Source organism: Campylobacter sp. CNRCH_2016_3089 (assembly GCF_025772505.1).
Lineage (GTDB): Bacteria > Campylobacterota > Campylobacteria > Campylobacterales > Campylobacteraceae > Campylobacter_D > Campylobacter_D lari_D.
Map to the genome: position 1 here is coordinate 41,491 of NZ_JAKMSF010000001.1, position 14,054 is coordinate 55,544.

Here is a 14,054-nt window from a genome sequence, read left to right on the forward strand (position 1 = left end):
TCCTTTTTTAATAATGATTTTTCATAGCAGCTCTTGCTTCAAGATCTGCTTGTTTTTTCTTTAAGCTTTCTCTTTTATCGTGTAAGTTTTTTCCTTTGGCTAAGGCTATTAAGACTTTTGCTTTATTTTTTTCATTAAAATAAAGCTCTAATGGCACTATAGTAAAGCCTTGGGTGCTAATTTTACCAAAAAGCCTATCGATTTGCTTTTTATGCATTAAAAGTTTTCGTGCACCTTTTTCATCATGCTTATAAAAAGAATGTGTAGTGCTAAGATGAGAAATATGAGCATTAAGTAAGAAAATTTCACCTTTGATAATACGCACAAAAGAATCTTTCAAATTTGCTCTACTAGCTCTTAATGCCACTACTTCAGAACCTTTTAAAACAATACCTGCTTCAAATTTTTCCAAAATTTCATAATCAAAAAAAGCTTTTTTGTTTTTTACTATAGTTTTTTTCATCATTTAGCCTTAAAAACTCCACTTCCACTTCCACTTAAAAAATAAGCCTCATTAAGAAAAGTTTGCATTTTAGGATAAATTTTTACACAAGGAGCAAATAAGTCGTTTAAATCAGTATTTTTATACTCTAAAATTTCACTTGTTTTAAGTGTTTTAAGTGTTTTAGACAAATTTAAATTCGCTGTTAAATCATATGAGCTTTCATCAAAAGCTTTATATACTTTTGCGCTTGAGCATTCAATGGCAGGAAAAGTAAAATCAAGTTGACTAAAATCATCTTCAAAATATTCTACAATCTCGCCACACCCGCTAACATTTGCACTATCATATCCGCTTAAAAAAAAGATTAAATCAGAGCCAAGTTTTTGGCAGATTCGTTCAAGTTGTTGTTGATTGAGTTTTAAATTTAAAGTTTCGTTGATCATTAATAAAAATACAACCGCATCGGTACTGCTTCCACCAAGGCCTCCACCTATGGGAATGTTTTTGATAAGCTTTAAACTTTTGTCTTTAAAAAATTCATTTAATTCATTAGAAAAACCTAAATTTTCTAATTCTTTATAAGCTTTGTGTATGATGGTATCTTGAGTAAAATTTCCAATAATTTCAAATCCTTCTTTAGTTTTTTCATCACTAAAGCTTAACTCATCAAAAATATCTTTTAATAAAACAAAGCGTGATTGTAATAAATGATAAGATCTTAAATCAATTCCTATAATTTTTAAAAAAATATTAGCTTTTGCGTAAGCTTTCATTTTTTAAGCTTTTTACTTAGATCGTCAAGTTTTATCGTTTCATCGCTAATTGCATGTAAATTTTCACTTTTTACTTGCTCGATAAGCTCTTTGCGTAGTATCATTAAAGACTTTGGAGCTTCGATGCCTATTTTAGCATAGCCTTTGCCTGTTTGAACTACTTTGATTTCTATATCATCTCCGATTTTTATACTTTCATTTTCTTTTCTTGATAAAATTAACATTTTAATACCTTATTTAAATAATATTGCACTTGATTATCTTGGATAGAAATGATAGAAAAAAAATCTTTTTCTTCTAAAATATAGCTACCTTCTTCTTGAATTTCCAAATCGTCCAAAAATATTTTTTGTCCATTGTGTAATTTTTGGGGGTATTTTATCGTATTTTTTCTAAGATTTAAATAAGCTAAAGGATTTAACTCTTTTTCATTCTCATAAAAAAACCTTCCCTCGCTTAAACGCTCTAATGAGCTTAATGTGGCTTTAATACCAAGTTTTCTAGCAAATAATTCACAATAAGAGCGTATATAAGAACCCTCACTAACTGCTATTTCTATGGTTAAAAAGGGGTGGTTATAGTGTAAAATTTTAGTATAAAAAATTTCCATAACGCAGGATTTTAAATTGACTTCAAAACCTCTTTTTGCAAGCTCATAAGAGCGCACTCCATCTATTTTTTTTGCACAAAATGCGGGTGGGGTGTAGGTGATTTTACCTAAAAGTTCATTTTTAATTTGTTCTAAAATTTGCTCATCAAAAGCATTTATAAGATTGATTTCTTTGATATTTTGATTATCAAGGCTTAGTGAATGCACGCCTAGCCAAAGTGTTGCTTTATAAACTTTTGGATTTTTATCAAAAAAACGAAAAAGTTTTGTGTATTGATCAAAGGCTATGAGTAAAACACCTTTTGCAAAAGGATCAAGTGTTCCTGAAAAACCTGCTTTTTTATTTTTATATTTTTTCTTGAGTTTGCCTAAAAAAGTATTAGAACTCATACCACTTGGTTTGTAAGCTACAAAAAGTTTATTCATATCACTTTTTCCACAAAACTTGACATTATCATTCTTTCTATGCCTCCAAAATTAATCGTGAGTTTTTCTTCAGCACCTATTTTACTTACCCCAGTGACTCTGCCTATGCCAAAAATTTTATGTTTGATTAAATCGCCTTTTTTGTAGCAATTTTTTTGATGATCTAGTGTTAATTCTTTTTTGATTACATTACTCTCGCCAAAAAATCTACTTTTTTCTAATCTTGTGCGACTTCCTTTATAAAATCTAGAATTAGCATAACTTAAATAAAGTTTTTTCTTGGCTCTAGTGATTGCTACATAGGCAAGTCTTCTTTCTTCTTCTATATTGCTTGATTCGCTAGTGAGTGGGAAAAATCCTTCTTCTAAACCTATGATAAAAACATAATCAAACTCAAGTCCTTTGCTTGCATGAATACTCATAATACAAATACTTTCTTTATCAAGTCCATCTTGCTCATTAAGTAAAGAAATTTCATTTAAAATATCATCTAAGCCATTATAATTTCCATGAGTAATTTTATCTTTTAAATTAGCATAAAGTTCATCTATATTTAAAAGTTTATCTTCACCCTCTGGATTATCTTTGTAAAATTCTTTGATTTTAAATTCTTCTTCTAAGGCTAAAATCATTGCAAGCAAATCATCTTTTTCTTTGATTTTGTGTATGCTTAGTATGAATTTTTCTAACTCTTTGTCTGTTTTTTTACTAAAAAAACCACTTCCTTGCAAAGCACATAGACTTTCAAATAAAGACAAATGATTTTCTTTAGCATAATTTTCTAGCTTTTCTAAACTTGCATTACCAAAGTTTCTTTTAGGGCGGTTGATAATGCGTTTAAAAGAATAATCATCATTTAAATTTGAAAGCAATCTTAAATAAGAAATAATATCTTTAATTTCAGCTCTTTCATAAAAACGAATTCCACTTAGCAACTTAAAAGGAATTTTTTCTTTGCTAAAAGCTTCTTCAAGAGCACGAGATAGGGCATTTACTCTATAAAGTATGGCTATTTCACTAGGATTAATCCCCGAGTTTAAAAGTTTTGAAACTTCTCTTGCGACCTTAAAACTTTCAATTTTTTCATCATCATTTTGTAAAATTGTAATTTCTTCGCCCTCATCTTTGGTACAAATCAAAGTTTTTCCTAATCTTTTTCTATTATGCTCTATAAGCTCATTTGCAGCTTGCAAAATAGCGCTAGTTGAGCGATAATTTTGCTCTAGTTTTACTAATTTTACATTGTTAAATTGTTCTTTGAAATTTAAGATATTTTCTATTTTAGCTCCACGCCAACCATAAATACTTTGATCATCATCACCCACCACGCAAATGTTTTCATGAGACACGCAAAGTTTTTTTAGAATTTGATATTGCAAGACATTGGTATCTTGATACTCATCTACTGTTATATAAGTATATTTTTGACTTTGTTCTTGTGCAAATTGTTCATCTTCTAAAATTTTATTAGTTAGCATGAGTAAATCATCAAAATCCATGAAATTATTTTGGATTAAAAAATGCTCATATTGCTCATATAAATGAATGATTTCTTCGTAATTTTTGTTTTTTTCATCTTTTAAAAATTCTAATTCTTTGCGTATTTCTTGAGCGCTTTTGCTTTGATTTTTAAAATTTGAAATATAAGCACCTATGCTTGCTAAAGAGCTTTGCAAATTTTCGCTAGCTAAATCTTTTAGTATTTTCTTTTTATCATCTGTATCAATAATGACAAAATTATTTGCTCTATTAATTCTTTCGCTATAAAGTCTTAAAAATAACAAACCAAATTTATGAAAAGTACATAAAAGGGGATTATGTAAATTTTGATCTTGTAAAAGTGCTAAGGCTCTTGTTTTCATTACATTAGCAGCTTTATTTGTAAAGGTTAGTGTGAGGGTATTTTGCGCAGGAATACCTACATGATCAATCAAATAAGCAAGTCTAGTGGTAATGGTTTTAGTCTTTCCACTACCTGCACCTGCTAGTATTAGCATAGCTCCATCAATATGCATGATAGCTTCTTTTTGGCTATCATTTAAACCTTCAAAAAAACTCATTTTTTAAATAAATCTTTATTGTTAGGATTATTTAAAAAAGCATTCATAGATTTTTCTTTTAATTTTTGATCATTTTGCTTTTTGAAATAGTTTGAAAAATTAACAAAAATGATATTATCTTCAACTTGAATTTGAGTAATTGCTCCCAAATCTACTTTCACAAAGGTTGCAAAATCATCAGGTCCAAAACCTGCATGAAATTCTATATGCTCATTTGTTAAAACTATGGATTTAAAAGTATAACCACCAAGTGCAAAAAGACAATAAGGATTTTTGCTCACTACATCTAATTCTGGTGGCAAAGGAGGTTCTAGTGTAACAAATTTAGTATTTACAATGATATTAAACTCAATATCTTCTTGAATTAAAATTTGCAAGCATTCATAAATGCTTTTTTGCATTAAACTTATAAAATTTCTATTATTTAAAATTTTATCAATCATTGCTTAGCCTTAAAAATTCATCTACTAGTATCCTAACTTGCTCTAAGCCTATATTCCAAAATTCATCACTTTCTATATCAAAGCCAAACATAGCTACAAGTTCTTTTGGGCTTTTGCTTCCCCCACTACTTAAAAACTCAATATAAATTGAAGTAAAATTAGAGCATTTGCCACTTTTATATAGACCATAGAGTGCTAAAACTAAAAGTTGTGCATAAGCATAAGCATAGCAGTAAAATGGAGAGTGTATAAAATGTGGTATATAAGAATACCAAAGGCCATAATTTTTGGTTAAAATTACGCTATCTTGAAACATTTTTCTTGATTCTTCAAGCCAAATTTCACTTAGTTCTTGAGCGCTTAGCTCTTCTTTTTTAGCATGAAATCTGCGTTCAAAAGTAGTAAAATTAATTTGTCTATAAAGAGTAGCAAAAATATCTTCAATTTTTGCTGCATATAAAGATAAAAGCTCTTCTTTGTCTAAATTTTCTTTAATATAGTCAAAAATCAACATTTCCGCAAACACTGAAGCAGTTTCTGCTGTAGTTAGAGGTGTATCTTGATTTAAAAAACTTACTTTATAAGAAAGTTTTTGATGTATAGTGTGGCCTAGCTCATGTGCTAGGGTGAAAAGATCGCGTCTTTGGTTAGTATAGTTTAAAAGTATGAAAGGATGGCTTAGCGGCGTGCTTGAGTGAGAAAAAGCACCACTTTGTTTAAATTCTTTAGGATAGATATCAATCCAATTATTCTCAAAAGCTTCTTTTGCTATCATATAAAAATCTTTAGAAAATTTTTCAAAGGCTTTTAAAACGATATCCTTTCCTTGATCAAAATCAACTTGCATTTCTTTTCCAATAGGTGCATAACGATCATAATCTTTTAGCTTTTTATACCCTAGAATTTTTTTCTTTGTATTATAAAATTTAGAAACAATATCAAAGCTATTCTCGCTAGCGCTAATAAGTGCATCAACACTTTTTTTAGAAATTTGATTTCTTATGTGTCTTGGAGTTTCAGGACTTTCATAAGATCTTAACTCACAAATGCTAGCAAGTTCACTTTTAATCATATTAAAAATATATACTAAAAGCTTGTTTTGTTTTTTTAAGGTTTTACTAAAGCATTTTGAAGCTTTTTTTCTAATGCTTCTATCTTTATCATAAAGCTTGCTTAGAATTTCTTCCTCGCTTAATTTTTGTCCTTCAAAATTAAATTTTAAAGCACTAAAGGTTTCATCAAATAATCTTGCAAATGCATTTGAACCTGTACTTGATAGAGCTAGGATAACTCTTTCTTCTTTTTTAGAAAGATTGTGTTTTTTGTTTTTGATAAGATTATTTAAATAAAACTCATAATCTTTGCAAAATGTGATGAAAGTTTTACTTTTTTCTTCTTTTAACTCACAAAATTCAAGTTCAAAAAATAAAAGATTTTCTTCTATTTTTTTACTTAAATTTTCATATTTTGCATAAAAAGCACCTTTGGTAGTATCTTGAGCAAAATTTAAATACACATAGGTTAGTATGTGAGAAAGTTTTAAGATTAATTCTTCATAGTTTTTTAAAGCTTGTAAAAATTGTTCATTGCTTAAACTATGAAGATTATTTTCATATTGTTTTTTAAATTCACAAGCTTCATCTTGGGTTTTTTGTAAAAAAAGATTTAATTCTTGCTCATCTTTAAATAATGTACTTAAGTTCCAATTTTGCATGATTTTAGCTTTCTAAAATGAGTTTTTTTAATACAGCCATTCTAATGGCAACACCATTTTTAACTTGAGTTAAAACCTTACATCTTTTATCAGCCATTACTTCATCGCTAATATCGATATTTCTATGTACAGGACCAGGATGTAAGATAATGAGATTTTTATCTTTTATTAAATCTTTGCTAATACAAAAATCATTTGCATAATCTTTAAGCGATGCATAGGTTGGAATATTGTGTCTTTCAGTTTGTGTTCTAAGGCTCATGATAATATCTACATCATCAATAACTTCTTTTAGTTTATTTGTTTTTTTAATAGGATAATTTGGCATAAAATGAGGTGGGGCTACTAGGGTAATGTCTATACCAAAACGAGGTAATAATTCTAAATTTGAAGCAGCAACGCGTGAGTTTTTAATATCTCCTACTATGGCTATTTTTTTACCTTTGACATTATAATCAAAATGCTCCATTATGGTAAAAAGATCAAGTAAAGCTTGGGTAGGATGAGCGTGTTTACCATCACCTCCATTAACTATAGGACAATGAGTATAATTTGCTAAAGTATGAGGTACACCTGAGTTTTTGTGTCTAACTACAATAGCACTTGGTGCCATTGCATCTAAATTCGCAGCAGTATCAAAAAGTGTTTCACCTTTGCTTGAACTACTTCTTGAAACATCTAATTTTAAAACTTTAGCACCTAGTCTTCTTGCGGCTGTTTCAAAGCTTGATTGAGTGCGTGTTGAATTTTCAAAGAAAATTGTTGTAACACTTTTTCCTTCTAAAAATGTACGCGGTTTTTCATCCAAAAATTCTTTTGCTTCTTTAAATAAAGCCAAGATTTCATCATTGTTAAAATCTTTTGTAGTAATTAAATGCCTCATAAGTCCTCCTTAAATTTTTAAATTAAGCTCATTATCTGAACAAATAGCACTAAATAAAACATCTGTTGAGCTATTTAATGCAGTTTCAACACTATCTTGGATAACCCCTATGATAAAACCAACCGCAACTACTTGCATAGCTATGTCATAATCAATATTAAACAAAGAGCAAGCAAGTGGTATAAGTAAGAGTGAACCCCCAGCAACCCCGCTAGCTCCACAAGCTGCAAATGCAGCTAAAACACTCAAAAGTATAGCTTGTAAAAAATTTATTTCAATACCTACTGTGTGAGCTGCTGCAAGACTTAATATAGCAATAGTTACAGCTGCTCCTGCCATATTAATCGTAGCACCTAGTGGAATAGAAATGCTATATAGGTTATTATTGATATTTAATTTGGAGCAAAGTGCCATATTTACAGGAATATTTGCTGCAGAACTTCTTGTAAAAAATGCAAAAACAGCACTATGTTTTAAACAAATAAAAATCAAAGGATAAGGATTTTTCTTTGTATAAGCAAAGACAATTAAAGCATTAATCACAAAAGCTACAAAAAACATAGTCAAAACTAAAATTATTAATAATTTAATATAACTAAAAAGTCCTGCTGCTCCTGTTTGAGCAACTGAATTAGCCACAAGTCCAAAAATTCCAAAAGGAGCAAGCTTGACTATAAATTTAACGATTTTTAATACACCCTCGTTTATATCAGTAAAAAGTTGTTTTGCATCATTAGAACAATGTCTTAGAGCAAAACCTCCACCAATAGCCCAAGCTAATATGCTTAAATAATTTCCTGAAGATAAGGCATGGATCGGATTGTCTACTACTTGAAAAAGTAAGGTTTTAAATACTTCGCCTATATGCGCAGGGCTTGTAGTGGAAGCTTTTTCAATATCGGTTAATACTAATTCTACAGGAAAGATAAAACTTATACTAACTGCGCTTAAAGAAGCTAAAAAGGTTCCAAAAATATACAAGAAAATAATGTGTTTTATTTTCTCACTTCCATGATTAAATTCTTTTGTGCAAATGGTTGTTAAAATTAAAATAAAAACTAAAATTGGCGCTATAGCTTTTAACGCACCTGTAAATAAAGCACCAAAAATATTTGCAAAAATAGCTAAATCTTTAGAAAAAATACCTACTAAAATTCCTAAAACAATACCTATGCAAATTTGTAAAATAAGATTTCCATCTTTATAGCGTTTGATTGCATAAGAAAATAAACTCATTTCTTACCTTTTTTTGTAGTGATAAATTTAAATTTATTCTAGCAAAGTAAAGCTTAAATAAGCTTTTTGATTTTTAAGTTAGCTTATGTTATTATATTTTAGAAAATTTTTAATTTAACGAAAAAGATGATGCAAGGAATATAAAATATGTATTTATTTACTTCTGAAGTTGTTAGCGCAGGACATCCTGATAAATGTGCTGATATTATAGCTGATTCTATAGTTGATGCTTTTTTAACTCATGATAAAGACTCAAGGGTTGCTAGTGAGGTTTTTGTAGCAGGAAATAAAGTAGTAATTGGTGGTGAGATTAAATCAAAATATAAATTAGAAAAACAAGATTGTGAAAATATTGTAAAAAAAGCTCTAGCAGATATTGGTTACAATGGAAATCCGCATTTTAGCAAAAAACAATGTTTACACCCTGATGATTTAGATGTAATGGTATTTTTAAATGAGCAAAGTCCTGACATCAATCAAGGTGTTGATCAAGAAGATGGAGAGATTGGAGCAGGTGATCAAGGTATAATGTTTGGTTTTGCAAGCAATGAAGCAAAAGAATATATGCCAGCAGCTATTTCTTATGCTAGAATGCTTTGTGATAAAGTATATGAGTTTGCAAAAAACAATCCTGATAAACTTGGAGTAGATATTAAAACTCAAGTTACAATTGATTATGCAAATAAAGAAAATTTTGAAAATTGCAAACCTCAAAGTATCCATACTATTGTAGTTTCAGCTCCTTGTGTTGAAAGTATGAAAATAGAAGATTTAAGAGCTTTGGTGATGGATTTGATTTTGGATTCGAATTTACCAAAAGAGCTTTTTTGTCCAGAAAAAACAAGAATTTTAATCAACCCAACGGGAAAATATGTAAATCACAGCTCATTACATGATAGTGGTTTAACAGGAAGAAAGCTTATAGTAGATAGCTTTGGTGGCTATGCTCCAATAGGAGGTGGTGCACAATCTTCTAAAGACTATACTAAGGTTGATAGAAGCGGACTTTATGCTGCAAGATGGCTTGCTAAAAATATTGTAGCAGCAGGGCTTGCTAAAAAATGTATAGTACAACTTTCTTATGCTATAGGTGTGGCTAAACCAACTTCTGTAAGTGTGGATTGCATGGGAACAAATACAAGATTAGATGATGATATTTTAAGTGATTTTGTGATGAAAACTTTCCCATTAACTCCAAATTGGATTAAAAATAAATTCAATCTTGATAAACCAAGTAAAGATACTTTCATGTATGCTGATGTAGCTGCTCGTGGTCAAGTGGGTCAAGCTGATTATCCTTGGGAAAAATTAGACGCACTTGATGAATTTAAGGCATTATAAAATGAAGCTTTTAAGCTTCATTTTGCTTTAAAAGTTTTTCTTTTATCTTTAAAATCAATACTTCTTTTGGCTTAATTACTGCATTTTCTTTTCCATTAACTGCATGATATATACTTACATTATAATTATTTGCATAAAAACGCATTAGAAAATTTTGTAATTTATACTCACTTGAAAAATTAAACCAAGCATTGTTTGAAATAGCGATGATGATTTTTGAGTGTTTGTAAAGTTTTTCTTTTGTAGCTTCAAAGCAGATAGCATTAGTGATGAGCTGATTATTTAGAGTGTATTGATTTAATTCTTTTCCTTTTGAAAATTCATCAATATTTAAAAGATATTTTTTAAAAAAGTTTTTAAATATAGGAATTTCTTCTCCAAAAGGTACAAGATAATGTTTGTTAAAAACTTGTATGTTGCCATTGTCAAATACATAAGTACTATTGTATAGATGATTAGGTGTAGTGCTTATAGCACCTGTGATGATGATGATTTGTTTTGATAAATCTTTTAAGGCTTGTAAATAACTTGGTGCTTTATTTAATGCAAAAGCAAAAGCAGTTTCAGGAAAAATAATTGCTTCTTTACCTTCTTTTATGGCCTTGTTGATTTGATAAAATATATCTTTAGAATGAGTTTGTAAATTTTCTTGTATGAATTTTTGATCTTGGGAGATATTAGTTTGGATTAATTTATAGTCTAATTTTAGTGTTTGTGATTGTTTTTGATTATATTGAGCTCCGATTAGAATAAGGATTAGAATAATTGCTATTTTATAATATCTTGAAATATATTTTTCATAATAAAAATAAGCAATCAAAAACATAGCTATAATACCTTGGTAACTTGCATCAAAGATTCCATATACACTTAAAACACCCCAATTTAGCCAATCAAAGCCAAAAGGATGAATAAAACAAAGTAAAAAAATTCCACAAAGCCTTAAAAAATCATATTTAAGAAAAAAACATATAAAAAACAAAAACCCATAAATTAATCCAATTAAGATAATTTCTAAAGGAATTAAATAAGCTAAATTAAAATAAATTGATGATAAACCTATCCACCAAAACCATAAAATTCCTATAAAAAAACCGGTGTAAAAATATCCTGCTTTACTTTTGTTTCTTAGTAATAAAATTAAACCATATATGCTTAAAAATGGTGAGATAAATTCGAAAAGTAAATTTTCAAAAAAAGAAAAATAAATAAAATTTGACAATAAAAGTGCAGAAAAAAAGGCTTTTATTATTTTAAAAGTGGTAGAATTAGAATTTATGAACTTTAAAAAAAGGGGAAGAAATGGCAGAAAACGGAAATATTTGGACTTCATTGTTGCCTCTCATTGTGCTTTTTGCGATTTTTTATTTTTTGGTTATTAGACCACAACAAAAACAAGCAAAAGACCATAAATTGATGGTTTCATCTTTAGAAAAAGGAGATAAAATCATCACAAATGGTGGGATAATTTGCGAGGTGGTAAAACCAGAAGAGGATTTTATCAAAGTTAAGCTTAATGATGAAAATGTAGTTGTAAAAATTTCTAGAGATTTTATAGCAAAGAAAATTGATGCGTAGTGGAAAAATTACTTATAGAAGTATTATTTTCTTTGTAGTTTTTCTTATAGGGCTTGTTTTTTCTATACCTTCTTTTATGCAAACCCAAAGTGGTGCTAAGATTAACCTAGGACTTGATTTGCAAGGTGGTTTGCATATGTTATTAGGTGTAGAAGTGGAAGAGGCAGTTAAGTCAAAGGTTAAATCCATAGCCTCTTCTCTTAGTTATTCTATCAATAAAGAAGATATTATTGTTGATAAAATCAAAGTAAATGATACTAGTATTGAATTTAGTTTATTGGATGAAAATGATGTAGCTAAGGTTGATTTGTTGTTAAAAGACATTAAAGGCTTGGCTATTACACACGAAAATTTACACTACACACTTTCTTTAACCCAAGAAGAAATTAAATTAACTCATGAGCAAGCTATTTTGCAAGCTGTAGAAACAATTAGAAATAGACTTGATCAATTTGGTCTTGCAGAGCCAAATGTAGCAAGATCAGGTGAGGATAAAATTTTAGTCGAACTTCCAGGTATTAAAACTGCTGCAGATGAGGCTAGAGCTAGAGAACTTATTGCAAAAGCTGCACATTTGCAATTAATGGAAGTAGATGATGTTAGAATGGATCAGGTAAATAATCTTACTCCAGCTCAGGCTGCTGAATATGGAGATTTAATTTTTGAAGATGCAAAAAATCCTCAAATTAAATATCTAGTAAAATCTATACCTATTCTTGATGGTTCTATGCTAACAGATGCAAAAGTAGGTTTTGCACAAAGTAATAATCTTCCTGTTATTAATTTTACCTTAAATTCAGAAGGTGCTAAAAAATTTGGAGACTATACAGGAAATAATGTAGGTAAACGCTTAGCTATAGTTTTAGATAATAAAGTATATTCAGCTCCAAGAATTAATGAAAGAATAGGTGGAGGTAGTGGCCAAATTAGTGGTAGCTTTACTGTAGAAGAAGCTCATGATGTGGCCATTGCTTTAAGAAGTGGAGCGCTTTTAGCACCGGTTAAAATGCTTGAAAAAAGAAGTGTTGGACCATCTTTGGGTGCTGATAGTATTAAAATGAGTATGATAGCCCTAGCAGGTGCTTCTATATTAGTTATTGCATTTATGGTGATGTATTATGGTATAGCAGGAATTTTTGCTAATATTGCTTTAGTGGCAAATATTTTAGTGATTATTGCTGTAATGGCTATGTTTGGTGCAACCTTAACTTTACCTGGTATGGCAGGACTTGTACTGACTGTGGGTATGGCAGTAGATTCTAATGTTATTATTAATGAAAGAATTAGGGAGTTATTGCGAGAAGGTGCTAGCATAAGGCAAAGTGTTGAAAATGGTTATAAGCATGCAATGAGCGCGATTTTAGATTCTAACATTACTTCGCTTATTACTTCAGTGGTACTTTATGCTTATGGAACAGGTGCGGTAAAAGGTTTTGCGGTGACTTTAAGCATTGGAATCTTAGTTTCAATGATTACTTCTATTGTTGGAACTCATGGTATGTTTGAAATGTTTATGAACCGTATGGAAAAAAGCAATAACACAAGATTATGGTTTGGATATAGGAGACCTTAATGCAATTTTTTAGTCAAAAACATATTTATGATTTTATGAGAATGAGATTTGCAGCCATCTCTTTGTCTTTTATTTTATTTTTTGGTTCTATTTTTATCCTTTTTACTAAGGGTTTGAATTTTGGTATTGATTTTACCGGTGGAACTTTGGTACAGCTTCAATATGAGCAAAAAGCACCCTTGGCTGAAATTCGTAAAGCTTTATCTATAAATGAAAATTTAAAAGGAGCTAGTGTTACCGAATTTGGTAGTGCTAATGAAGTTATTATTCGTTTTTCAGGAAGTAGCGATAGCTTGGGAAGTGATATTGGAGTAAGTATTGCAAATTTGTTAAAAGATACAGGTAAATTTGAAGTGCGCCGCGTGGATGTAGTAGGTCCAAAAGTAGGAGATGAACTGCGTAATAAAGGTCTTATGGCGGTTGGAATTTCTTTGATTGCTATTTTGATTTATTTGGCAGTGAGATTTGAATGGCGTTTTGCTATGGCTTCTATTGTGTGTGAAATTCATGATATAGTCATTACTTTAGGCGCTATTGCATTATTTGAAATAGATGTAAATTTAGATATTTTGGCGGCTGTTTTAACTGTGCTTGGATATTCTTTAAATGATACGATTATTATTTTTGATAGGATTAGAGAAGGTGTTAAAACAAGTAAAAATTCAAAACTTGATTTAATTATTAATGAATCAGTTTCTGCAACTTTATCAAGAACTACTTTAACAACAGGTTTAACTTTAATCACTGTTGTAGTGCTTTATTTCTTTGGTGGATCTATGATAGAAGGTTTTGCTCTAACTATGATAGTGGGTATTGTGGCAGGTACTGCAAGTTCTATATTTGTAGCAAGTCCAGCACTTTTATGGTTTAAATTTAGTGTTACGCAGTATCGTCAAAAAGAATTAGAAAAAGTAAAGAAAAAACAAGAAAAAGAGAAATTAAGAGCGATGTATGAAAAAGGAACGGTGTAAA

14 protein-coding genes are annotated in these 14,054 nt (G+C 29.6%); 4 read left to right on the forward strand and 10 right to left on the reverse strand.

Features of this window, described 5'->3' with window-relative positions; genetic code table 11:
- Window positions 1-7: 7 nt before the first annotated feature.
- From smpB to sstT, 9 genes are read right to left on the reverse strand one after another with little or no spacing between them, the layout of a single operon-like run.
- A complete protein-coding gene (smpB, locus tag L8W69_RS00235; RefSeq protein WP_039668585.1) occupies window positions 8-463 on the reverse strand; it encodes an SsrA-binding protein SmpB in 456 nt (151 codons plus the stop codon).
- Window positions 463-1,218 (reverse strand): 4-(cytidine 5'-diphospho)-2-C-methyl-D-erythritol kinase, encoded by a 756-nt coding sequence (locus L8W69_RS00240; RefSeq protein WP_263666134.1) that lies wholly within the window; start codon window positions 1,216-1,218, stop codon window positions 463-465. The genes smpB and L8W69_RS00240 overlap by 1 nt, the downstream gene beginning before the upstream one ends.
- Window positions 1,215-1,442 carry a carbon storage regulator CsrA gene (csrA, locus tag L8W69_RS00245; protein ID WP_012661763.1) on the reverse strand — a complete coding sequence of 76 codons (228 nt, stop codon included), beginning with the start codon at window positions 1,440-1,442 and terminating at the stop codon, window positions 1,215-1,217. Before csrA ends, L8W69_RS00240 begins: the two co-directional genes overlap by 4 nt.
- Window positions 1,436-2,254, reverse strand: coding sequence for a tRNA pseudouridine(55) synthase TruB (gene truB / locus L8W69_RS00250; RefSeq protein ID WP_263659033.1), 819 nt, complete (start codon window positions 2,252-2,254; stop codon window positions 1,436-1,438). The genes csrA and truB overlap by 7 nt, the downstream gene beginning before the upstream one ends.
- The gene (locus tag L8W69_RS00255) at window positions 2,251-4,314 is read right to left on the reverse strand and encodes an ATP-dependent helicase (protein WP_263666135.1); all 2,064 of its coding nucleotides are present in this window, start codon (window positions 4,312-4,314) and stop codon (window positions 2,251-2,253) included. The genes truB and L8W69_RS00255 overlap by 4 nt, the downstream gene beginning before the upstream one ends.
- Window positions 4,311-4,757 (reverse strand): hypothetical protein, encoded by a 447-nt coding sequence (locus L8W69_RS00260; RefSeq protein WP_087700757.1) that lies wholly within the window; start codon window positions 4,755-4,757, stop codon window positions 4,311-4,313. The genes L8W69_RS00255 and L8W69_RS00260 overlap by 4 nt, the downstream gene beginning before the upstream one ends.
- Window positions 4,750-6,471 (reverse strand): M3 family oligoendopeptidase, encoded by a 1,722-nt coding sequence (locus tag L8W69_RS00265; protein WP_263666136.1) that lies wholly within the window; start codon window positions 6,469-6,471, stop codon window positions 4,750-4,752. The genes L8W69_RS00260 and L8W69_RS00265 overlap by 8 nt, the downstream gene beginning before the upstream one ends.
- A 4-nt stretch (window positions 6,472-6,475) precedes the next feature.
- Window positions 6,476-7,354 carry an aspartate carbamoyltransferase catalytic subunit gene (locus L8W69_RS00270; RefSeq protein WP_039664243.1) on the reverse strand — a complete coding sequence of 293 codons (879 nt, stop codon included), beginning with the start codon at window positions 7,352-7,354 and terminating at the stop codon, window positions 6,476-6,478.
- Window positions 7,355-7,363: 9 nt separating this feature from the next.
- A complete protein-coding gene (gene sstT, locus L8W69_RS00275; RefSeq protein ID WP_263660132.1) occupies window positions 7,364-8,590 on the reverse strand; it encodes a serine/threonine transporter SstT in 1,227 nt (408 codons plus the stop codon).
- Window positions 8,591-8,737: 147 nt separating this feature from the next.
- Here sstT and metK point away from each other — a divergent pair, with 147 nt between their 5' ends.
- On the forward strand, window positions 8,738-9,931 hold the full coding sequence (gene metK / locus L8W69_RS00280; protein ID WP_263666137.1) for a methionine adenosyltransferase: 1,194 nt from the start codon (window positions 8,738-8,740) through the stop codon (window positions 9,929-9,931).
- Between the two features lie 10 nt (window positions 9,932-9,941).
- Here the strand turns inward: metK and L8W69_RS00285 are convergent, their stop codons facing one another.
- Window positions 9,942-11,264: an apolipoprotein N-acyltransferase gene (locus L8W69_RS00285; protein WP_263666138.1), complete on the reverse strand. Its 1,323-nt coding sequence runs from the start codon at window positions 11,262-11,264 to the stop codon at window positions 9,942-9,944.
- Between L8W69_RS00285 and yajC the strand changes: the two genes are divergently transcribed.
- From yajC to secF, 3 genes are read left to right on the forward strand one after another with little or no spacing between them, the layout of a single operon-like run.
- Window positions 11,234-11,509 (forward strand): preprotein translocase subunit YajC, encoded by a 276-nt coding sequence (gene yajC, locus L8W69_RS00290; RefSeq protein WP_039618686.1) that lies wholly within the window; start codon window positions 11,234-11,236, stop codon window positions 11,507-11,509. The two genes, L8W69_RS00285 and yajC, sit on opposite strands and share 31 nt — an antisense overlap.
- Window positions 11,502-13,082 (forward strand): protein translocase subunit SecD, encoded by a 1,581-nt coding sequence (gene secD, locus L8W69_RS00295; RefSeq protein ID WP_039628546.1) that lies wholly within the window; start codon window positions 11,502-11,504, stop codon window positions 13,080-13,082. Before yajC ends, secD begins: the two co-directional genes overlap by 8 nt.
- The gene (gene secF / locus L8W69_RS00300) at window positions 13,082-14,053 is read left to right on the forward strand and encodes a protein translocase subunit SecF (protein WP_220566868.1); all 972 of its coding nucleotides are present in this window, start codon (window positions 13,082-13,084) and stop codon (window positions 14,051-14,053) included. Before secD ends, secF begins: the two co-directional genes overlap by 1 nt.
- The last annotated feature ends 1 nt before the right edge of the window (window position 14,054 follow it).

Coding starts and splice junctions, on each gene's coding strand:
- smpB (WP_039668585.1), bottom strand. CDS start 463: ATGAAAAAAACTATAGTAAAAAACAAAAAAGCTTTTTTTGATTATGAA.
- L8W69_RS00240 (WP_263666134.1), bottom strand. CDS start 1,218: ATGAAAGCTTACGCAAAAGCTAATATTTTTTTAAAAATTATAGGAATT.
- csrA (WP_012661763.1), bottom strand. CDS start 1,442: ATGTTAATTTTATCAAGAAAAGAAAATGAAAGTATAAAAATCGGAGAT.
- truB (WP_263659033.1), bottom strand. CDS start 2,254: ATGAATAAACTTTTTGTAGCTTACAAACCAAGTGGTATGAGTTCTAAT.
- L8W69_RS00255 (WP_263666135.1), bottom strand. CDS start 4,314: ATGAGTTTTTTTGAAGGTTTAAATGATAGCCAAAAAGAAGCTATCATG.
- L8W69_RS00260 (WP_087700757.1), bottom strand. CDS start 4,757: ATGATTGATAAAATTTTAAATAATAGAAATTTTATAAGTTTAATGCAA.
- L8W69_RS00265 (WP_263666136.1), bottom strand. CDS start 6,471: ATGCAAAATTGGAACTTAAGTACATTATTTAAAGATGAGCAAGAATTA.
- L8W69_RS00270 (WP_039664243.1), bottom strand. CDS start 7,354: ATGAGGCATTTAATTACTACAAAAGATTTTAACAATGATGAAATCTTG.
- sstT (WP_263660132.1), bottom strand. CDS start 8,590: ATGAGTTTATTTTCTTATGCAATCAAACGCTATAAAGATGGAAATCTT.
- metK (WP_263666137.1), top strand. CDS start 8,738: ATGTATTTATTTACTTCTGAAGTTGTTAGCGCAGGACATCCTGATAAA.
- yajC (WP_039618686.1), top strand. CDS start 11,234: ATGGCAGAAAACGGAAATATTTGGACTTCATTGTTGCCTCTCATTGTG.
- L8W69_RS00285 (WP_263666138.1), bottom strand. CDS start 11,264: ATGAAGTCCAAATATTTCCGTTTTCTGCCATTTCTTCCCCTTTTTTTA.
- secD (WP_039628546.1), top strand. CDS start 11,502: ATGCGTAGTGGAAAAATTACTTATAGAAGTATTATTTTCTTTGTAGTT.
- secF (WP_220566868.1), top strand. CDS start 13,082: ATGCAATTTTTTAGTCAAAAACATATTTATGATTTTATGAGAATGAGA.